Origin of the sequence: Bacillus sp. UNC438CL73TsuS30 (genome assembly GCF_000482325.1) — a bacterium.
GTDB lineage: Bacteria > Bacillota > Bacilli > Bacillales > Cytobacillaceae > Neobacillus.
The window spans coordinates 206732-230584 of the sequence record NZ_KI535296.1; the positions used below are offsets into that span (position 1 = coordinate 206732).

The 23853-nt window shown below is 37.3% G+C and carries 9 protein-coding genes; 8 read left to right on the top strand and 1 reads right to left on the bottom strand.

The window, feature by feature from the left end:
* Positions 1-86 precede the first annotated feature (86 nt).
* From M028_RS30880 to M028_RS0122700, 4 genes are all read left to right on the top strand, one after another.
* Positions 87-7265 (top strand): Ig-like domain-containing protein, encoded by a 7179-nt coding sequence (locus M028_RS30880; RefSeq protein ID WP_197031461.1) that lies wholly within the window; start codon positions 87-89, stop codon positions 7263-7265.
* A gap of 242 nt (positions 7266-7507) precedes the next feature.
* Entirely contained in the window at positions 7508-14488 is a 6981-nt protein-coding gene (locus M028_RS0122680) for an Ig-like domain-containing protein (protein WP_026575874.1), read from the top strand.
* A 620-nt stretch (positions 14489-15108) separates the two neighbouring features.
* Complete coding sequence (locus tag M028_RS33440) at positions 15109-15288, top strand: hypothetical protein (RefSeq protein ID WP_026575877.1); 180 nt, start codon at positions 15109-15111, stop codon at positions 15286-15288.
* Positions 15285-15533 carry a hypothetical protein gene (locus tag M028_RS0122700; protein WP_026575878.1) on the top strand — a complete coding sequence of 83 codons (249 nt, stop codon included), beginning with the start codon at positions 15285-15287 and terminating at the stop codon, positions 15531-15533. Before M028_RS33440 ends, M028_RS0122700 begins: the two co-directional genes overlap by 4 nt.
* A gap of 81 nt (positions 15534-15614) precedes the next feature.
* On the opposite strand, the gene M028_RS0122705 is transcribed toward M028_RS0122700, so the two are convergent.
* The gene (locus tag M028_RS0122705) at positions 15615-18782 is read right to left on the bottom strand and encodes an S-layer homology domain-containing protein (RefSeq protein WP_155925755.1); all 3168 of its coding nucleotides are present in this window, start codon (positions 18780-18782) and stop codon (positions 15615-15617) included.
* A 483-nt stretch (positions 18783-19265) separates the two neighbouring features.
* Here M028_RS0122705 and galE point away from each other — a divergent pair, with 483 nt between their 5' ends.
* The 4 genes from galE to M028_RS0122725 all read left to right on the top strand — a co-directional run bounded on the left by galE (position 19266) and on the right by M028_RS0122725 (position 23499).
* Positions 19266-20279 (top strand): UDP-glucose 4-epimerase GalE, encoded by a 1014-nt coding sequence (galE, locus tag M028_RS0122710; protein WP_026575880.1) that lies wholly within the window; start codon positions 19266-19268, stop codon positions 20277-20279.
* Positions 20280-20464: 185 nt separating this feature from the next.
* Positions 20465-21739: a serine hydrolase gene (locus tag M028_RS31655; protein WP_051591206.1), complete on the top strand. Its 1275-nt coding sequence runs from the start codon at positions 20465-20467 to the stop codon at positions 21737-21739.
* 103 nt (positions 21740-21842) lie between these two features.
* Positions 21843-22559 carry a polysaccharide deacetylase family protein gene (locus tag M028_RS0122720; RefSeq protein WP_026575881.1) on the top strand — a complete coding sequence of 239 codons (717 nt, stop codon included), beginning with the start codon at positions 21843-21845 and terminating at the stop codon, positions 22557-22559.
* A gap of 178 nt (positions 22560-22737) precedes the next feature.
* Positions 22738-23499 carry a DHHW family protein gene (locus M028_RS0122725; RefSeq protein ID WP_026575882.1) on the top strand — a complete coding sequence of 254 codons (762 nt, stop codon included), beginning with the start codon at positions 22738-22740 and terminating at the stop codon, positions 23497-23499.
* The last annotated feature ends 354 nt before the right edge of the window (positions 23500-23853 follow it).

The window sequence follows — 23853 nt, forward strand, 5'->3', positions numbered from 1 at the left end:
TAAAAAATTCATTTACTAGTATCCATAATTTCAAAAATTTTGTAGAATTAAAGAGTATTAGAATGATATTAAAGGGAGGTTAGAAAGTGGATTTTAGAAATAAAAATTTTAAGCGCTGGACAAGCTCGTTTCTGGCTGTTTTACTCCTAATCAGCACGTTTTTGCCAAGCGGTTTGATTGGCAGGGCACATGCCGAGATGGCTGACCACGTCGTTATTTCCCAGTATTTTGGTGGTGGAGGTAATTCAGGGGCTCCATACAATAAGGACTTCATAGAATTATACAATCCTACAGATCAGGATGTTGTTCTTGATGGATGGTCTGTCCAATATGCTGCCAAAACTGGAACGTCTTGGGGCGTAACGAAATTAGGGGGAACCATTAAATCACACGGTTATTACCTCATTGCCGAAGCAGGCGGAGCAAATGGTGTAGATATAGGGACGGCAGATGCAACTGGTGCTTTAACGATGTCCGGTTCAGATGCGAAAGTTGCTTTATTTAAAGATAAAACGAATGCGGCCTCTGGGTCAAAACCTGCTGATGCAATTGATTTTCTAGGAGTGGGTATTGCGGACGCCTTTGAAGGAACTGGAGCAGCAAAAGCCCCATCTAACACAACAAGTGTTCAACGTCGCCCATATGCAAACGTTGACCCTGCACCTGGTAAAGGCAACGCGTGGGATACGGATGATAACAAAGCAGACTTTTTTACAGGACCTGTTGTAGCACCAAGAAACACTGCAAGCCCAACGGAAGATCCAATGGTTCCGCAAATCAGCTTGCAACCTAAAGGAACAAATATTCAATTTTTACAAGATGGCACATCCATTACAGTAAAAGGTAATGCAGATGCTGTTGAACCAAATTCTACTGTTAATGTTTATGAAAACGCAACCAAGGGAACTGCTCTTGGAACAGCTACCGCTGGGGAAGATGGAAGCTTTAATATCAGCTTTACAACTGATAAAACCCTTGCATCCGTATTTGTGGCTTCAACACAGACGGATCTTGCTGAGAGTGCGGCAATTGAAGTTAAGGTTGCAACACAAAGTACATCAGTGGATCAGACCAAGCTTAGCTTCACAGTTTCCAATGGAACTGGTACATTAATCGGAAACGCAGGCAGTGCCTCTGCCATTGCAAGCATTAATGTTTATTCAGATAACACTGTATCTTCAAGCGCAAAATTAAACACGCAAGAGATTAAAGCCGGTTCGGCAGGAGATTTTACCGCAATAATAAGTAATGCTCCAAATACTGTATATGTAACGCAGATTTCCAACTCTGCTAAGGGAATTATGCTGGAAAGCGTTCCTGTCTCCGTTACAAAAGCAGATACGTCTGTTATTACATCCATTAAAGATGTAAGAGACTATGATAATACAAATGGACAGCCTAAAAATCTAAATAAGACATTTACGATTGAAGGTGTCGCAACTGTAGATAACCAAATTCTTGGTACACAAAAGCAAAACTTCTACTTACAAGATGCTTCTGGCGGAATCAATATTTTTAGCACAACCTATGAAACTCCTTTTAAAGTTACAAAAGGTGATAAATTAAGGGTTACTGGTAAGGTTATTGTTTACAACGGACTTCTAGAATTTGATACTACCTCCATTGAAAAAATCAGTGAAGGTGAGCCAATTCCAGAACCAAAGGTTATGTCGATCGTTGACTCAACTACCTTTGCGACAGCAGAGCCGCTTGAAGGTAGCCTTGTAACTGTAACTGGAAAGGTATCTGCAACTGCAAGTACTCCTCCTAACTACAATGTAACCTTTGTAGATGAAAACAACAAAGCAACAACATTAAGGGTTATGGGTACAACAGGTATTGTTCCTGATACAGATTTAGTAACAGGTAAAAGCTACACGGTAACTGGTGTATTAGGTCAATATACTACCAATAAAACACAATTAACTTCCGGATATCAAATTTATCCACGAAATGTAAAAGATATTGCTCCAATTTTAGGTATTACGCATACAGCTTTGACAGAAGTATATGAAGATACCAATGTATTATTTGAAGCAAACGCTGATGGCGCAGAATCTGTAACTGTCTACTACAGAGAAACAGGAAAAACAGATTATGCAGCTTTGCCAATGACAAAAGGCAGTGAAAGCCGCTATACAGCAACATTAGATAAAGCAGATATCACTCAAAATGGCTTTGAGTATTATATTGAAGCAAAAGCAGGGGAACAGGTAAAAACAGCTGGTACAAGTGATAAGCCTTATACTGTTAAAGTAATTAAGGACACAGTCGGACCAGAATTCAGCGGTGAAACTCCACAAAATGGAGATAAGATTGAAACACCTCATCCTGAAATTTCTGTATTAATTAACGACCCTAGCGGAGTGGATGAAACTTCCGTTAAATTTACTTTTGATGGTAAGGAAATAACGGCTCCAGATGCAGTGATTAGTAAAACACAAGTTAAATATACTCCTGGTGAAGACCTTGCCCTTGGAACTCATACAGTGAAAGTCGAAGCAAAGGATGCAAAAGGAAATACAAGCTTAAAAGAATGGACGTTTGAAATCGTTCCGCGATTCACGGGCGGCCATCACTACCGTGGTACAACACATAACCATACGAACATTTCACATGATGGTGCTGGAACTCCAGAAGATGCGTTAAAGGCTGGTAAATACCACCACTATGATTGGTTTGCGTTCTCTGACCACTCCCATGATATTGATCCTGATCTGCTTGGTAAAGATACTGTTGACCATAAAGGTATGCAGGAACGTACAGGTGGAACACAGTGGCAAATGACGAAAGACCTTGCGAAGGAATATACAAAAAATGGTGAATATGTTGTCTTTCCTGCGTTTGAAATGACTTCTACTACATGGGGACACTCAAATATTTTTGGAACGGACAATTTTATCGACCGAAATATTAATGGAAAGCAATACCAAGATTTAAATCAGTACTATGCATGGGTTATGACCTATGATGATATCGTTGGTCAATTTAATCACCCTGACATGTCTGCAAATGCATTCAATAACTTCAAGCCGTACAATAAAGATGTAGATCGATTATTTACAATGCTTGAAGTTGGTAATGGTTCCGGTCACTATGGTTATGCGAATGCTGAAGCTAAGTTCTTCTCCGCACTAGATTTAGGTTGGCATGTTGCCCCTACTTACGGTGAAGATAACCATGAAGGAACTTGGGGTCAAACAAACCAACGTACGGTTATCGTTGCGGATGATCTTTCCCAGGATTCATTAATGCGTTCTATGCGCAATATGCGTGTGTACATGGAAGAAGATCCAAACTTCACTTTAGATGTTTTAGCAAATGGCTACTACATGGGTTCAACCGTTGATAGCAAAACATTAAAGTTTGATATCAAAGGAAGCGACCCTGTGGCAGAAGCTCATAACAGCACAGATTACAGCTACCTTCCAACCTCTTATAAATCAGACGATAGAATTGCAAAGGTTGAACTGATTACAAGTGGAGGCAAGGTAGTGGATTCTATTGCACCAATGACAAAAGATTTTACATGGAATCCAACTTATACCGTTTCAAGCGGCCAGCAATGGTTTGTGGTAAAAGTTACACAAGCGGATGGCGAAAGAATTTATTCTGCTCCAATCTGGTCAAAAGAACAACCGGTTGATGTAAAAGTAAATGGTATTGATATCGACGGCGGTGTTGTGATCGGCGGAAACCCTTCAAAATTAACTGCAACGGTTGCCAATAATGGTACACAGCCAATCAATGACCTTAAGGTAGATTTTTACTATGATTCAGTAGATCAGGGTCATTTCATTGGAACAAATGATATTGCATCCATTTTAAGCAAAGGTTCTTCGACTGCATCAACAACATGGACGAATCCTTTAACAGGAGATCATGAGATTATAGCAGTAGTAACATCAAAAGAAGGACTGGATATTGGGGATGTTCAGTATCATTTAGCAGTAAAAATTAAGCAGCCGCTAGGCATTAAAGTGTTAATCGATGCGAAACATGGCAACGAAAACACATCAGGTGACAGCGGTTCGTATAAAGACAATTTAAAAGCATTCACATTACAGCTTCAAAAAGAAGGCTATACAGTTACTGAAAATACAGCAGCAATTACCGATGATGTTTTAAGCAATGTAAAAGTTTTAGTAATGACTGCCCCAAGAACAGCACTTACAGCAGATGAACAGGCTGCAGTTGCGAAATTTGTGAAAAATGGCGGCTCATTATTGATGGCTGGTAAGAGTAACAATAGCTCTGACCCATCTATTAATAATGGTTTACTAAGCGACATTGGTACAGCAATCCGCATGGGTAACGACGGAGTCTTTGATGATAGTAAGACAGGAAACTTCTGGTCTGATCCTGCTGTAAGCCCATGGGCTGTAAGGGTTCACCCAGGTCTTGTTTCTAATTATATTACGGACCGAGTATCGTTTGTTGATTACTACAGCGGTACAAGCTTGTCTGGCCCAGATAATCAGCCGTTAACTCAAACCGGCAATGTTACGATTCTTGCAAAAGGTAATGAAACGACTTATCAAGGTAATATTAAGGGTGGCAATACGTATGATGCTGTTTCTGACAGTACAGGCGGATCGCAGATACCATTAATCGCTTCTGATGAAATCGGCGATAACAAGGGTCGTGTGGTTGTCACTGGTATGAACTTCTTTAACGATAAGCAAATGGATGAGTCATATGAGCCAAAAGGAAATAATGAGTTAGCACTCAACGCTGTGAACTGGCTTGCACATCGCGATACTAAGGTTACGAAGATTGCCGATGTAAGAAAATTAGATGACGATCAAGAAGCAGTAATTGAAGGAACGGTAACAACCGGCGCCGGCGTATTCTTCGATGCGTTCTATGTTCAAGATGAAACTGGCGGAATCATGGCATTTAAAGAAACGCCAGACGAGACATTAAAAGCAGGGGACAAAGTTCGTATTTACGGTCACCTTAAAACCTATGAAAATAACAAAGAGTTCGAGTTTAATAGCTATGCAATGGATGTTATTAAAATTGGAAAAGGTACACCGATTGAACCAAAAGTAGTTTCAACAGGTGATGCAACTTCAGCTGAAAACCAAGGACTTCTAGTGAAGGTAACAGGTAAAGTTGTAAAACAATACGATGAGAATTCATATGTAATCAACGATGGCTCTGGTGATGTATTAGTATTTACGGACGGATACATCGTGAACCAAAGCGGTGCTGTTCCAGCACTTCATAAAGGCGATACCTTAGAGGCAATCGGACTATCAGGTGAATTTGCTGAAGGTGATCGTATCCGCGTACGAAATACGAAAGAACTAAAAGGAACAGATGAATCTGCTCCGGATGCACCAGTTGTAAATACTGTAACGGATAAAGATACAGTGATTACTGGTAAAACGGAAGCTTCTGCTCAAGTAGTGGCAAAAGCCGGTGATAAAGAACTTGGCAGCACACAGGCTGATGATGCAGGAACCTTCTCCATTACAATTGAGAAACAAGCTGCTGGAGTTGAAATCAGTGTAACAGCTGCAGATGCTCTAGGCCATGTAAGTGATGCAACGGTAGTAAAAGTAAGCGATACAACAGCTCCGGATGCACCAACTGTTAACCCTGTAACAGATGCAGATCAAGTGATTACTGGTTCAACAGAAGCTTTAGCTTCAGTAACAGCAAAAGTTGACGATTATGTAGTTGGTACAGCGACAGCGGATGAAAATGGAAGCTTTGAAATCAAGCTTGATGCGAAGTTATTAGCAGGTTCAACCGTCTCTGTAACAGCAACAGATGCATCAAATAATGAGAGTGCTGCTGCGGAAATTACGGTTAGCGACGTAACAGCTCCAGTTGTAACAGGAGTTAAAAACAACGGGCTTTATAACCGTGATGTAATGGTCAGCTTCAATGAAGGAAATGCTACATTAAATGATGAGCCGATTGAAAATGCAACAGTTGTTCATGAAGATGGAGACTATACTTTAGTCGTTACTGATGCAGCTAATAATAAAACAACTGTAACCTTCACGATTGACCAAACAGCTCCAGTTGTTACAGGTGTGGAAGATGGCTTCTACAATGGCAAAGTGACCATTTCCTTCAACGAAGGAACCGCAACAATAAATGATGAAGCAATCGAAAATGGAACAGAAGTAAGTAAAGAAGGAACTTACAAGTTAGTAGTAACGGACAAAGCAGGCAACGTAACAACTGTAAACTTTACCATCGATCAGACTGCTCCGAAAGTTAATGGTGTTGCGGATAAGGGTCTTTACAATCACGATGTAACCATCGAAGTTGAAAAAGATGCAACTGCTACATTAAACGGTAAGGAAATCACCAGCGGTTACAAAGTAAGCACTGAAGGAACTTACAAATTAGTGGTTAAAGATCAAGCAGGAAATGAAGCAACTGTGAACTTTACCATTGATAAGACTGCTCCAAAGGTAACTGGAGTAGTTAACAAAGGTCTTTACAATCATGATGTTACAATCAGCTTCTCTGAAGGAACCGCAACATTAGACAATAAAGTCTTCAAAGGTGGTAAGGTTTCTAAAGAAGGATCTCATACGCTTGTTGTTAAGGACGAAGCAGGCAACGTGACATCAGTAAGCTTTACCATCGATAAGACAGCTCCAGTTGTATATGGGGTTAGCAATGGTGGAAGCTACAACCATGATGTTAAGATCGGCTTCACTGAAGGAACTGCAACATTAAATGGTGCAAAGATTGCAAATGGCAAGGTTGTTAAAGCTGAAGGCTCTTACACTGTTGTTGTGACTGATGCAGCAGGCAATAAGACAACTGTTAAGTTCACGATTGACAAGACTGCTCCAGTTGTATCCGGTGTAAAAAATAATGTTCTTTACAACAAGTCAGTAAAAATCAGCTTCAATGAAAGAGCTGCGTTATTAGATGGGAAATCAGTAACAAGCGGTATTGTTGTATCAAAAGAAGGAAAACACATATTAGTGGTAAAAGATGCAGCAGGTAACAAAACGACTGTTACATTTACTATTGATAAAACGGCTCCGGCAAAACCAAAAGTGGACAAGGTGACTTCAACGTCTACAAGAGTAACAGGTAAGGCAGAAGCTTACTCCTATGTAGTTGTGAAAGCTGGTAGCAAGGTGCTTGGTAAAGATTATGCGGACAAGCACGGTTATTTCTCCGCTAAAATTTCTAAGCAAAAAGCTGGTAAATCACTGACAGTTACGGCTAAAGATAAAGCTGGAAATGTTAGTGCAGCTAAGAGCGTTACGGTAAAGAAATAGGTTAATAAAAACATCCCTGAAGAATATCTTCAGGGATGTTTTTTGTTTAGAGATTAATCGATAAATGTCTATTAGGGAGTAATTTTCTTTATAACATCTACACTAATATATTTATATGAAGGAAAATTATAGAATAAATTTGCTTTACATACTAGAATTAGAATAGGTTTTTTCTTAAATTGAAAAGCGTTAATAGAACTAACCGTTTATTAATAGAGTATTAGACAGGGGGGAAGTAGGTAGTGTATTTAAAGGTGGAAAATTACAAAAAGGTGATAAGTATTCTTTTAACGGTTCTTTTAGTATTTTCAATAGTAAGTCCACGGATAAGTAGGGCGGCAGAACAACTTATTCCATTGGCGAATTGGGATTTCAAAAAAGGATATATTACTACTCCATCTATTGGAATAAGCGAAAATCTTGACCGAGTATTATCTTCAGTTGGTTCAAAAGTAATTTGTTATAATTCTGGACCGACTTCTGGAATTAATGTGATTAATGCTGATACATGGTCCTACAATAAAGCATCTTACTGGCTGGTACCATTTTCCACAAAGGGCTATCAAAATATTAAATTGTCTTCAAAACAATATAGCTCTTCAGACGGTCCAAGAGATTTTAAGCTTCAATATAGTTTAGATAATATTAATTGGACAGATGTTCCGAATGGGAATGTGAAAATAGGAAATGCAACATGGGAAACAGGTGGGCAGTTGGCGGAATTACAATTACCTAATCAGGTGAATAATAGAGACCTTGTTTATGTTAGATGGCTCGTCAATTCAAACATTAGAGCCAACGGTAGTACTTTTAAAGATACAACTGGGACTGGATCCAGTCGAATTACGGATATTCTGATTCAAGGTAATCAATTTGGATCCTCAACTCTTGAAAAAACAAATGTACCTGATGCAACAAAGATTACGTTTTCTTCAGTATCAAGTGTAGAAGGAACGGCTGGGGCAGTTGCAAGCAATTCTATCGTAAAGGTTTTTAATGATGATAACACCTTAGCCGGATCCACAACAGCAAAAGGTGACGGTTCATTCTCTTTACCCATTCAGAACCCTCAGGATAGAAAAGTAATTTATTTATCTGCTCAGGAGGATGGGAAAGATCCTTCAGACAAAACATCTGTAAATTATACAGGGACCAATATTGAAAGGACAGCCTTACCTCTAGTTCCAAAGATTACATATTCGTCATATACCAAATTGAGTGGTAATGTTCACGCAGTAGCTAATAACGCAATTGTAAAATTATATTTTGAGGATGGTAGTGAAATAGCGTCTACAATAGCAGATGGAGAAGGATCATTTAGTTTTGATTTCTTCTCCAACCCCCAATCCAAATCAGTTGTTTACATTACCGCACAAGAAATAGGAAAAGTTCCTAGTGAAAAAGTAATCGTAAATTACGCAAGCCCTAGCTCAGATATTTCCCCTGGAGATGTTGTATTTAGCCAAGTATATGCTAACGGTGGAAACCCAGGAGCATTCTTTAAAACAAAGTTCTTTGAGTTATATAATACTACAGATAAAGATATTGATTTAACAGGATGGTCTATTGCTTCAACGATTTATTCTACTATGAGCTTTTGCCCAGGAAGACCAATAGATGTCCTTAATTCTAAGCAAAAAAACAAAAGTATTATTAAAGCACACGGGTATTACTTAGTTCAAGGTGTTACAGGTGATAACGGACAATCACTGCCTGTAAATGCAGATTCTACCACTTCTTTAAACCCAAATGGATCAAAGGGTGGTGCCTTAGTTCTTGCAAAAAAGGATACCGCAGTAACTGGTGTTAATGATCCAGATGTGGTTGATTTAGTTGCATATACGGACGGTACTGAAAAGTTTCTTCACAAGGAGTATTGGGATAGTCCAATTATTAATCCTAATATCGCAAGGGGGACAATTTTACGAAGGACAAATGTCGGTTCCGATCCTCGTTCTGCTCTGGGAATGGGGAATGGTTGGTTTCCTCCACCCGTTTCAGATCCTTCAAAGGATTTTGTTTTAAACATACCAGTAGAAGCAAGTGATGCGGAAGAGATGGTTATTCATAATTCAGCCTACATTCTCTACCCAGATGCATCTAAAATAACATTCGATGAATCGACCTCTTCGATTGTTGGACATGATGGGTCAGTTCCAGGAGACTCAATGATTAAAATGTATGATGAGGATTCCATATCAGATCCAAAAAACAATCCACCACAGGAGGTCAAGGCTACATCAGGGGGTTCATTTGAATTATTTTTATCAGATATAAGGAAGCCAACAGTAGTATATTTAACCTACACAGATACATCTCAGCCAACAGAAAAAGAAAGTGTCTATACAAAAATTAATTTGGAAGGTTCCAAATCTACTATTATACCAATTGGTGAACTAAGAAAGAATGATTCAACTGAGTTGCCACTCAATATTGGCTATACTACAACCATTGAAGGAATAGCCACCACCATTAATAATCCGGGGGAAAATGTAAAATCGAATTTCTTTATTCAGGATGAAACAGGTGGTATCAATGTGATTAGTAATCGGGTTTTTTCCGCACCAATTAAAGTAGGAAATAAGTATAGTATTACTGGTCAAGAGGTATTTACCGCAGGGATGACCCAGTTTATTCCTACAACCATCAACGACTTAGGAGCAGAGGGTGTACCGATTCCGAATAGGATTTCTATTGAAAATTTAAATGAAGAGAATGAAAAAAACGAGAGCAAGCTAGTTACCATTACTGGAAAAGTATTAAATATTGCGTCGGACGATTCTCAATCTGATCTTACTGTTAGCGATAATGATGGCAATCTAAGCATTGTTCGGATCCCATTTTCTCTTGGAGAAATAAAACAAGGATTAACTTATTCTTTTACAGGAATAGTTGAACAGTATGCAAAGGTTTCTCCATATAATAGTGGTTATTTTTTATTGCCTAGGTCCTTTAATGATATAAAAGGTCAGTTAGAGTTGAATCATACTGTAATTAAGAATCAATATTCTGGTCTGGATGCCAATTTTATAGCAAGTGCCAAATACGCAGATACTGTTTCTCTTTATTACAAAGGTGAAAATGACGAATCTTACAAATCTATCAAGATGAATACTACTGACGAGAAAAACTATAATGCAAAAATAGATAAAGAGGATGTGCCGCGAGGGAAATTCTTTTATTATATTCAGGCAAAAAATAACGAAGAAACAAAATCAGTTGGGAGTTCAGATACTCCTAATGAGGTAAAAGTGGTTGAAGATCACGAAGGTCCAGAATTCACCAAAATGCTACCGATGGATAAGGAAGAAATAGAAACCCAATATCCTACTATTTCGGTAAATATGAATGATCCAGATGGGGTAGATCCTTCAACAGCAACAATTTCAATTGATGATAAAGATTATTCCTCTAATGCAATAATCAGTGATAGTGAAATTAAACTAGTACTTTCAAGAGATAGTGTTCCATTGCAAGAAGGCGCCCATACTATTAGAGTATCCGCAAAGGATAGGTTAGGGAATTTATCAGCACCATATGAATGGTCATTTACAGTTAAAAAAAGGTTTTCCGGTGGACATCACTATCGAGGGACTACCCATAACCATACCAACATATCCCATGATGCCAAAGCTCAAGGGTCTGGTACACCAGAAGAAGCCTTAATAGCAGCAAAAAATTACAAATATGACTTCTTTGCTTTTTCAGATCATTCTCATGATATTGATAATACATTAATAAACCAAGACACGGTTATTCAAAATGGAATGAAGGAAAGAACTGGCGGCGAACAGTGGCAATTAACTAAGACGCTAGCTGGAAAATATACAAATAACGGCAATTTTGTTGTATTCCCTGGGTTTGAAATGTCATCTACAACTTGGGGTCATTCGAATGTATTAGGTTCTAACAATTTTATTGATAGAATTGTAGATGGTGGTAAGTATCAAAATCTTCAAAATTTCTACGCCTGGGCCTTAACCAAGGAAAATATTGTCGGTCAATTCAATCATCCCAACTCACCTGCTAATGCGTTTAGTAATTTTATACCGTATAACAAAGAGGTTGATCGAGTATTTACGATGTTTGAAATTGGAAATGGTCCAGAAATTTCTTATACAAATTCAGAAAAAAAGTATTTTAATGCACTTGACCTAGGCTGGCATGTGGCTCCTACTTATGGTGAAGATAATCATACTGGTACATGGGGACAAACGAAAAAACGTACGGTAATTGTGGCAGATGATTTAACGGAGGCATCACTCCTGGATTCAATGAAAAATAGACGTGTTTATATGAGTGAAGACCCTAACTTTACATTGAATTTCTCAGCGAATAGATTTTATATGGGATCAACAGTTGATACGAATCAATTAGACTTTACTGTTGAAGGAAGTGATTCTCATTTAGAAAAAGCCTCAGATCCAGAATATAACTATCTTAAAACAGAATCTAATGATGCAATAGAAAAAGTAGAATTGATTACAAATCAAATGAAGGTTGTCCAAACCTATATCCCTTCAGAAGATTTAACTTCTTTTGATTGGAAGCCAGACCGCATTACAGTTGCAGATGGACAACAATGGTTTGTTGTAAAAGTTACCCAAAAAGATGGAGACCGGATTTACTCTTCACCTATTTGGTCAAAAGAAGATGAAGTAGCTGTTAATGTTAATAAAATAAATTCGGATGGGAAAATTGTCGAAGGTGAATCTACGAAACTTACTGCTGAAATTAGTAACAAAGCTAAAATCAATGTAAATGATATTTCAGCAAACTTCTATTACGATCAAATTGATAGTAATCACTTTATTGGTGAAACAAAAATTGATGCACTGGAAGCTAATAATAGTGGAAGTGCAAGTATAGTGTGGGGAAATCCTGTTGCGGGTACACATAAAATTATAGTTACTCTATCTGATGATAATGACTATTACCTTGGGAACAATGAAAATAACCAAGTGTTTGAAATTTATAAGAATAGCTCTATCGAAGATGCGCGTAATACTATTGAAGGAAAGAATTTAGTTATAGAAGGCACTGTAACTGCCACTTCTTTCAATAATTCAGTTAATATCCAAGACGATACAGGTGGTATAAAGGCAATCGGTGAACTTCCTGAAGGAAGCTTGAACGTTGGAGATAAAATCCGTGTATATGGAAAATTAAAGATGATTGAAAATGAACCTGTTTTAGAATTTGATAGATTTATAAATGATATTGTAAAAATAGGTTCAGGAAAACTGATTGAGCCCAAGGTTGTAAGTACACTAGATTCTAATGCTGAAGAAAATCAAGGACTTTTAATAAAGGTTACCGGTAAAGTTATTTCGATAATTGGAGAGAACTCCTATGAAATTGATGATAGCTCTGGACCTGCTCTCGTATATGTTGATGATTATATTATTAATCAAAGCGGTCCTGTTCCAATACTTAAGGTAGGAGATACACTAGAAGCGATTGGCATCGCCACCAAAAATTTAGGGGAAAACCGTATTCGTGTCCGCAATACAAAAGAATTAATAGGTACAGATACATCAATTCCAGATGCACCTATTGTAAATCCAGTTTCGGACAAAGACCTATTTGTCTTGGGAAAAGCTGAACCAGGCTCACAAATCTCCGCAAAGATTGACGGACAGGAAATTGGAATCTCCTTAGCAAATGATGAAGGTATTTTTGAAATCAAACTATACTCAAAACTTATAGCAGGAACAAAAATGATTGTTACTGCAACAGACTCAGCAGGAAATGAAAGTGCTGGGACGGAACTAATCATTAGTGATGAAACTGCACCTGTAATAAGTGGAGTAGTGGACAAGGGTCTCTATAATCATAATGTAACAGTCGACTTCAATGAAGGAACTGCTACATTGAATGATGAGCCAATTGAAAATGCAAAAGTTGTTCATGAAGATGGAGATTATACTTTAGTTGTTACAGATGCAGCGGGTAATGATACAAAGGTTAGATTCACGATTGACCAAACAGCTCCAGTTGTAGAAGGTGTGGAAGACGGCTTCTATAATGGCAAAGTAACCATTTCCTTTAATGAAGGAACTGCGACATTAAATGGTGAAGAAATCGAGAATGGTACAGAAGTAACTAAAGAAGGAACTTACAAATTGGAAGTAACGGACAAAGCAGGCAACGTAACGACTGTAAACTTTAGAATCGACCTGACTGCTCCGAAAGTTACTGGTGTTGCCGACAAGGGTCTTTACAATCACGATGTAACCATCGAGTTTGAAAAAGATACAACTGCTACATTAAACGGTAAGGAAATCACCAGCGGTTACAAAGTAAGCGCTGAAGGAACTTACAAATTAGTGGTTAAAGATCAAGCAGGAAATGAAGCAACTGTGAACTTTGCCATTGATAAGACAGCTCCAAAGGTAACTGGAGTAGTAAACAAAGGTTTATACAATCATGATGTTACAATCAGCTTCTCTGAAGGAACCGCAACATTAGACAATAAAGTCTTCAAAGGTGGTAAGGTTTCTAAAGAAGGATCTCATACGCTTGTTGTTAAGGACGAAGCAGGCAACGTAACATCAGTAAGCTTTACCATCGATAAGACAGCTCCAGTTGTATATGGGGTTAGCAATGGTGGAAGCTACAACCATGATGTTAAGATCGGCTTCACTGAAGGAACTGCAACATTAAATGGTACAAAGATTACAAATGGCAAGGTTGTTAAAGCTGAAGGCTCTTACACTGTGGTTGTGACTGATGCAGCAGGCAATAAGACAACAGTAAAGTTCACGATTGACAAGACTGCTCCAGTTGTATCCGGTGTAAAAAATAATGTTCTTTACAACAAGTCTGTCAAAATCAGCTTCAATGAAAGGGCTGCATTATTAGATGGAAAACCCGTAACAAGCGGCACTGTTGTATCAAAAGAAGGAAAACACATATTAGTGGTAAAAGATGCAGCAGGTAACAAAACGACTGTTACATTTACTATTGATAAAACGGCTCCGGCAAAACCAAAAGTGGACAAGGTGACTTCAACGTCTACAAGAGTAACAGGTAAGGCAGAAGCTTACTCCTATGTAGTTGTGAAAGCCGGTAGCAAGGTGCTTGGTAAAGATTATGCGGACAAGCACGGTTATTTCTCCGCTAAAATTTCTAAGCAAAAAGCTGGTAAAACCCTAACTGTTACGGCTCAAGATAAGGCTGGAAACGTAAGTAAGGGTACAACAGTAACTGTTAAGAAGTAATAGTTTAAGAGAATGCCCCCGGTTTCATTCGGGGCATTTTTGTATTGGTTACTTCCACTTTCATCAAAATACGTTCCCTTAATAAATTGTCGAAATTCACCACCTCCACACGAGAAAAAATTAGCGGTAAAATCAATATGAATATAGGAAAAAAGTCTTGCAAACTGAAAGGATGTATTTTTTTGTTTCCGATGATCATATTGATCCTCCTTTGTTGGAGTCTCATCGCAAACGGTTTATATTTTCCAGAAAACCTATATCCGATCTTCATCACCTGACCATTCTATTAGGACTTTACATACTATACGTCTGTCTCAGAGGCAAATGGAAAGAGACGCTTAGAGTCCAGCTTTTCCTTATCTTGCCAATCTGTACAAATAAACAACGGGACGGTGGAAATAAAAATTGGAAGTATCCATGGAATTATAAGCGTTTCTTCTTTGTGAAATACAAAAAATCAGCCCTAAGTCTAGAATCAAATGGGTACTTAAAATTTAGTAATGGCGGAAAAGAAAAAACGTTGTATGTTAAAAAAACGAAGCATATTGATTTCGGTTCGATTAAGAATGGAGAGATCGTTGGCACCGAAATGAATATTGGCTGCACTTGGGTGTGGAAAATTGGCAAAAAAAGAAAAAGTAACAGGTTATAACAATGCTGGCGGGGATTTAGGTATCATTCACGCCATTACGCTTTCCAACGGTAAAATCACCTCATATGCATGGGGAGAAGTCAAGTTTACACCTATAGGCTGCCTTCAACAGACGGACTTTATGTCGCAACGGATTCAAAAACAATGATTAATTATGATTTCTCAGTTAAGAAGCGCTTGGAAAAGAAAATACCGGAAAAGGGATATAACTTTGAGTTTAAAAAGCAGCTTATGATTTTGGGGGATCAGTATTTATATGCTTATTCTAGTAATGGAAAGCAAAATTGGAAATACAGCATGAGTGGCAGCGACGGGCAATGGCTGTCGCAAATGAAAAAACTTCAACCGTCTACCTTCAAATTCCGTATCAAGCTAAAAAGACAAAGAAAATGAAAACGACGATTAAGGCGTTAGTACAAAAATAGAAGGAACAGATAAAAGGCTACCTTTGGCAGCCTTTTATCTGTTAATGACTTATTTTGCATATGTGATGGTTCGTGTTATGCTGGTGATCTTTCCGAGACTATTAGTAGCTTTTATTTCAAAAGTATTTAAACCGGACATAAGTGAGAATGCCTTTGACCAAGGCCCATCGTAGGAAACATAAACCTCTTGATTGTTAATATAAACTTTAGGCCGGTCATCATTTTTATCGGAAACCTTTCCACTTATCGTAATTGTATTATAGGTCGTTGTAGAAGGTACCGTATTTACGGTAAGTGTAGGTGAAGGCGGTATAAATTTGACGACTTTAGTAACGGAAGAGATCTTGCCAAGGCTATTTTCAGCCTTAATGACAAAAGTGTTGTCCCCTTCCGATAAATCAAAGCTGTCTGACCAAGTTCCATCATAGGAGACATAAACCTCTTGATCATTTACATAAACTTTAGGACGATCATCATTTTTATCGGAAACCTTCCCGCTAATTGTAATCGAGTCATATTCCGTTGAGGAAAGAACCGAATTTACTGTAAGGACAGGGACAGGCGGCGAAAATTTAACTGTCTTGGTAACAGAAGAGGTTTTACCAAGACTATTTTCAGCCTTGATAACAAAAGTATTATCCCCTTCCGATAAATCAAAGCTGTCTGACCAAGTTCCATCATAGGAAACGTAAACCTCTTGATCATTTACATAAACTCTAGGACGATCATCATTTTTATCGGAAACCTTCCCGCTAATTGTAATCGAGTCATATTCTGTTGAGGAAAGAACCGAATTTACAGTAAGGACAGGGACAGGCGGCGAAAATTCAACTTTTTTGGTAACAGAAGAGATTTTGCCAAGGCTATTTTCAGCCTTGATGACAAAAGTATTATCCCCCTCTGATAAATCAAAACTGTCATACCAAGATCCATCATAGGAAACGTAAACCTCTTGATCATTTACATAAACCTTAGGCCGGTCATCATTTTTGTCTGACACCTTCCCGCTAATTGTAACGGAGTCAAGATTGGTTGTCTCAGCAACTGAATTTACCGTAAGAACAGGGGAATCAGATGCAAATAAAATCTTTCTCGTTACCTTCGTGGTTTTCCCTAAAGTATTTTCAGCTTTAATGACAAAACTATTGACCCCTTCCGATAAATCAAAGCTGTCTGACCAAGTTCCATCATAGGAGACGTAAACCTCCCGATCATTTACATAGACCCTAGGACGGTCATCATTTTTGTCTGTTACTTTTCCACTTATAGTTACAGTATCAAGCGAAGTGGTAACAGGGATTGAATGAACTGATAAGGCTGGAATAGCAGGAGTGAACTTCACTACCTTTGTCACTTTTGTCACTTTTCCTGAACTGTTTACAGCCTTGATCACGAACGTATTATTTCCTTCCGATAAATCAAAGCTTTCCGACCATTCTCCGGAATAGTCGATATAAACCTCTTGATTATTGATGTAAATACTTGGATGGTCATCGGTTTTATCGGTCACAGAACCGCTGATTGTTAAAGACTGTATATCGGTTGATACGGGTAAAGAGTTCAGTTTTAATAAAGGCGCCGGAATACTATAAACTACCTTTTTATTCGACTCCAGTATTCTAAAGGGCTGAACCAATTTAATATTAAAATGATAAGTACCTTCTCCGTGTACCAAATTGTAGTTCTGATCATATTCTCCATAATAAAAGGTTACTTGTTTATTATTAAGATAAACTTTTGCATTGCCGCTCAATTTCATAGATATAGGAATTGCTTTTTTAAAAGTAGTTCCTGGTATGGAAGAACTAAATTTCACATTATTTGATTTACCGTAGTATTTCTCAGATGTTTGATTTAGCAAATAAGCAGCTGTAGCTCTGTCTAATGAACTGCTTCCTTTGAATGTATTATTTTCATAGCCAATCATTAGATTTTTATCAACAGCAATAGCAACCAGTTTGTAAAGACTTGGTGAAATCTTTTTATAATCCGTAAATCTTGATTTTAAAAAGGATTCCCCATTCAAACTTTGACGATCTAATAAGGTTAATCTTGTTATAACGGCGGCGGCTTCGTCTCTTCTAATTTTTGAATTTGGATTGAATTTCTCATTTTTACTAAAAGAGAATGTTCCCTTAAAATAGTATTTTGTTGCTTCGATGCAGGGGTAATATTGATTCTCCTTTGATACATCTGAAAACGAAGCAACTGCTGGATTTACTGGTTTAATCTTGTAAGCTTGAACAATAAGCTTCGCAAATTGACCTCGGGTGACAGCGGTATTAGGATGAAACTTCTTATCATTAAAAGCTTTCATTAACCCTGCCTTGGTCACTTTAATAATAGAGTGGGCAGCCCAATGTGTCTTTGGGATATCTGTAAAACCAGTCGCCGGTAATGAGATATAGACCTTATGTATTTTATAATTCTTTTTATTATGATTGATGACCAGTTTAATTGTAGCCTTTTCAGTCTTGATATCGACCTTTGTGTTTTTACTACTTGATATTAATTTCCATTTGTTTTTTCCGGTTGAAATATACCAAGAACTAGACTCTGCCCCTTTGGATTTGTTGATGAGCGAAACGGTATAGGGCACTCGATCCAGCTTTAATGGATGTTTATGATTATCGGTTACATTTTTCCCTTTGTACTGAATTGAAAATTCTGCAGGCAGTTTTAATTTTTTCTCGTGTAATTTTTTTGCTGCATCATTTACTTCTCTCTCAAGCTGAGCGATTTTTTTTGGTTTAGGGCCGTAAATATTTACAGGTACTTCTTGACCAAATAGTCCTACCCCAGTCGTTTGCTTAATAAAATAATTTCTTCCATAATATTTGTTATAACTAATATTAGAAGCTTTATAGTTTTTAATGATAATATTCCCAGATTCTGTTAGCCATCCAGGATGACTTGGCGAAGCAGTACTATCCGTAGCATAGCCCCAAATTAAGATTTCTTTTGAGTAGCGATGTGTAATTTCCCCGCTAATATAAAAGCTGGGTGTTTTCCTTTCGGCAGCATTAAGTCTTGAAACAGCTGAATTATAGGAATTTAACGCTGCGTTGTATTCCCTTGTGGCTCGATCTGTTCCTTTTGCCAAAGTATCATCAGCATTAAAATTCCAGAAGCCGATCATAAAGATAAGTGCAATGACTGAAAAAACACGTGAAAGCAGTTGTGAACTTTCAGTATCACTAGGTCTTTTATCATACAAAACCAAAATTTTCCCCTTCCTCCATATAATTCTATTTTACTATCATTATATATCCTGGATTGAGGATTATCTATAGGTAATGATATTTCTTGACAAAAGATGATTTCATGTGGAAAGGTGAATTACGCATTCATGAGGGTCATAATATCGATTAAAGCTTGTGACTTAAATAATATTTTTACAATTACGTCCTAGACACCGAATGTGATAGCGCCTAACTTGCCGGGGAAAATTATAACTTTTTCAGCGAAGGCGAGTAAGCCAGGTTTACAATATAAATTTTCAATCAATGAAAAACCTGTCCGGGCATTTGGGACAAGCAGCTTCTTTATGATTGGAAAAGTTAGGAGATGAACAAACGTAATTGCCATTCTAAATCTATTAAAGTTAAAATATAGTAATTTGAATTTAATGGATAAAAGAACCCTTTTTATGATAATTTAATAATAAGGGTCGATATTTTTTACGAGTGAGGTGTTTTTTATGACGATTTTAGTTACCGGAGGAGCGGGATATATAGGAAGTCACGCTGCTGTTGAACTTTTGGAAAACGGATATGATATTGTTATTTTGGACAATTTGTCAAACAGTCAAAGGGAATCAATCAATCGTATCAAAGAATTAACTGGAAGGGATTTTCCTTTTTGTGAGGTTGACATTTTGGATCGCGATGCTCTAGATCGTCTATTTAGCCAGTACGATTTTGATGCAGTTATGCATTTTGCCGGGTTAAAAGCAGTTGGAGAATCAGTCGAAATTCCATTAAAGTATTACAACAATAATATAGTCGGCACAATTAATTTGTGTGAAACAATGGCTAAACATAATGTGAAAAAACTAGTTTTTAGCTCATCCGCCACAGTCTATGGGGACCCGGAGATGGTACCGATTGATGAAACCGCTCGTTTGAATGCAACCAACCCATATGGGCGGACCAAATTAATGATTGAAGAGATTTTAAGGGATTTATATGTTTCTGATTCTACCTGGAGAATTGCTTTATTGCGTTACTTTAACCCAATTGGTGCACATGAAAGCGGTAGAATTGGAGAAAATCCAAGTGGAATTCCGAATAATTTAATGCCGTATATTTCACAGGTTGCTGTAGGAAAAAGAGATAGGCTTTCCGTATTCGGTAATGATTATGAAACGCACGATGGCACAGGGGTTAGAGACTATATCCATGTGGTTGATCTAGTAAAGGGGCATCTGAAGGCTCTACAATACTTGGATCACAATGAAGGAATCGAAACCTTCAATTTAGGTACAGGTACCGGATACAGTGTTTTAGATATCGTGAATACTTTTAAAGAGGTTACCTCCCAAGAGATTCCCTATTCAATTGCCGACAGGCGTCCAGGCGATATTGGGGTTTGTTATGCAAATCCTGAAAAAGCAGAAAAAGTACTTGGGTGGACAGCAGAAAAAGACTTAGAAGAAATGTGTCGAGATACTTGGAATTGGCAATCGAAAAATCCCAATGGGTATGATATCTAATTAGTTAAGTTGAATTTTTATTACTAACTCAAAATTAGGGTGTTCCAAAATGATCGTTTTGGGACGCCCTTTTTTACTGCCGTTTTTGTCTGCCTTCGAATTGATTATAAGTAGACTATACGAATATATGGATATTTTTGATAGAATTATAGTGTAAATAGACTATTAAAAGGATGGGGAAAAGATTGAAGGCAGGACGATTATTAAAAGGAATTTTAGCGATTTTCATGATTGCCGCTTTGATGATGCCAACTCAAAGCGCAAGTGCCGCAGAATTAACTGCCCAGAAGGATTTTTCAAAAAAGGCAGCCGCAGAATTAAATCGATACATAAAAAAGGCTGGAGGGACGGTTACCCTTCAATACCAAGATTTAATAACAGGTGACAGCTTGCAAATAAGAGGGAAATCAAGCGGCCGTGCCGCAAGTACGATTAAACTTCCGCTCACCCTCTATATTATGGAGCAGGCATCTAAAGGAAAAATCAACTTAAATCAAAAGCTGACTTACAAAAAGCATCATTATTATGGCGGGAGTGGCGTAATTCAATATCAAAAGGTGGGAACCCGTTACACGATTCGTGACTTAGTTAAAAAGGCAATTATCTACAGCGATAATATTGCTTTTATTATGTTAAAGGAACGGGTCGGCCAGACGAATTTTATAAATTTTATGAAAAGCGTTGGCGGTAAATATACCTATCCAAATGGACAAAATTTAACCTCTGCTAATGATTTAACCATTTATGCCAAAAAGCTCTACCAATTCTCGAATAAGAGTAAATATGGCAAGGAGCTTGTCGGATATTTGAAAAAGACGATTTACAATACAACGATTCCACGCGGGATAAAGGGAGTTTCAATTGCCCATAAAGTAGGCATGATTCCGATATACAAGGTATATAACGATGTAGCAATTGTCTATCATCAGCAGCCGTTTACGTTAGCCGTAATGACAAAAAATATTTCCTATGAAAAATCTCAAAGAGTAATAGCCGATCTTGCCAAAATTGTTTATAAGTATCACAAAGCAAAAACAGCTGTGAAATATTTTAAGAGTAAAACAGATGTTACGGTCTATCAAAAGAGATCAAAAACAACTGCAATCGGCAAACTGAAAAAAGCTGAAACCTTTAAGATTACTTCTAATCAAGGTTCTTGGTACGGAATCAAAATTGGCACGGGAACAGGATATATCGAGAAAGAGTCAGTAACAGCAATCAAAAGTCCAATTAAATTGAATTGGACCACATCTTCCCAAAAGGAAGGGGCCATTGAAATGAATCAAGATGCAAATGTTCTCAGTCAGCCAACTGGCGGCAAGGTTATCGGTGTCCTGAAAAAGGGTCAAGAATGCTATTTTTCTAGACTAGAAAACAATGTTTACATGCTTGACCTAGGCGGAAGAGTGGGGTATGTGGCCAGCAAAGATGTAACTGTTGTTCCAACGATTGGAAAATGAAACCAGTCCTAGTATTTCTTTGAAAAAGAAGCAAGCAGGCACTGCTAATAGTGGAATCAAGAACATAAAAATAGGAGTATATGACTTATGAGGGGGAAGGACCATGGTTAAAAAGTCTGCAACCGTTCTGTTTGCCATGCTACTGATATTGAGTACGGGATATTTTTCTACTCCAGTTTCTTATGCAGCTGAACATCATTCTAGTAAGGTTGTCTATCTAACCTTTGATGATGGACCCAACCAGTATACTCCAAAAATTCTTGATATTTTAAAAAGGAAAAAAGCTCATGCCACTTTCTTTATGATTGAAGGAAATATTAAACGGAACCCTAAAACGGTAAAACGCATCATTAACGAAGGCAATTATCCGGGGCTGCACAGTGTATCCCATAGCATAACAAAACTCTATCGCGGCAGTTCTAAAAATGTTGCGATCGAAATGGAAAAGACAAGACAGACATTGCTTAACGTTGCCCATTTTAATAGCCATCTTACAAGAGTCCCATATGGAAGCAAGCCTTATATGACAAGGCCGTTCCGGGATGCCTTGGCTAATAAAGGCTTTAAAATGTGGGATTGGAATATTGATACGCTAGATTGGAAGTATAATAGAACCAGTCCTGGCACCATCACATCAAGAGTAAAATCAGGACTCGTGGGGAAAAAGGGTCCGATTGTCATCCTGTTCCACGATTCGAGAGGGACTGCACAGCAGCTGCCGATCATTATCGATTATCTGCGAAAAAAAGGCTATACATTAGCTGTTTATAATCCAAAGCACCATGTTGTGATGAACTTCTGGGGGGATAAGAGATTCTAGTAAATTAATCAGGAACCAGACAAAAAAAGCTGACCTAAGGTTAGCTTTTTTTGTGCAATTATTTGGAAATGACACCTTTAGGTGCAAAAAGGATTTCAGGTCGCATAAGTTAATTTGCTACGCAAATGGCGAAAAAGAAAATCAATGTTTATACTGCATTAATGCCAAATAATCAACTATGATGGAAAATAAATACCCAAATTATTATCCTAGCTTTGGGCAAAAGGATTTAGATCTTTTATTTAATGAATTAACAAAGAATACACATCCAATTGATTCCCGCAGTGTCCTCGAAAAACATATGAATGAGAAGAATATGTTTTTCTATACTGACCATCATTGGCAGGAAAAGGCTGCATTTTATGCCTATCAAAATGTAATGAAATATATTATTAAACATGAAAAAATGAATGATAAAGTCAGTAAATATAGTGATTATTCTTGGAATTTAAAAGGGAAATCGTTCTATGGTTCAGATGCGAGAAAAACAACAAGTGTCAATGCTAAAATGGCAGACCGAATCCTTGTTGCAAACCTTAAAGGTAAACATAAACCTTTTACGATTAAGAGAGGGATTCATATTAGTAAAGGTCTTTATAATATGGGTTTTTTAAGCATGGAAGACCGATATACAAATCGATATCGTGCTTATTTAGGCGGGGATTATGCACATATGGTAATATCCAATCCAAATCGTACTAAAGGAAAAAAGGTTTTAGTTATAAAAGACTCTTATGCAAATGCATTTATACAATTCCTTGTTCCACACTATAAAGAAACACACATTTTGGATTTACGACATTATTCTACAATGCCAATTGAACAATATGTTACAAAATATAAAATTGACCAAGTAATTATTATCAATAACGTGAATTCAATTTACGTAACTCCGGCATTAACCAATTTTAAACATCCTGGGAAAGGCGAAAACCAGTAAGATTGTTCAGCGATTAAATATAGCTTTAGTGCAATATCGATAGATATTTAATGAAGTTATCTTTGCTAATCCATTTTTGCGATTTTTCCAATTGTAGCTGCAAAAAGAAAAAAGAGGGTATCTAAAAGCATAGAATTTTAGACACCTTTTTGAGTTTAAATAAAAAAGTAAAATTAAATATTTATTTAAAAACAGGTAATAGTATAATAAATAATTTCAAATTATATACTTAATTTCTATTTATTGATAAAATTTAATAGGTATATTGTCGGAATATTAATAGGAAACAAAATAAAAATATGATTGAAGTATTTTGTCATCCTAATTTATGAGAAAAATTGAGTAGTATTAATA

Bases quoted from the DNA above. Each gene is read 5' to 3' on its own strand.
- M028_RS0122725 (WP_026575882.1), top strand. From the start codon at position 22,738: ATGATGGAAAATAAATACCCAAATTATTATCCTAGCTTTGGGCAAAAG.
- galE (WP_026575880.1), top strand. From the start codon at position 19,266: ATGACGATTTTAGTTACCGGAGGAGCGGGATATATAGGAAGTCACGCT.
- M028_RS0122720 (WP_026575881.1), top strand. From the start codon at position 21,843: ATGGTTAAAAAGTCTGCAACCGTTCTGTTTGCCATGCTACTGATATTG.
- M028_RS0122700 (WP_026575878.1), top strand. From the start codon at position 15,285: ATGATTAATTATGATTTCTCAGTTAAGAAGCGCTTGGAAAAGAAAATA.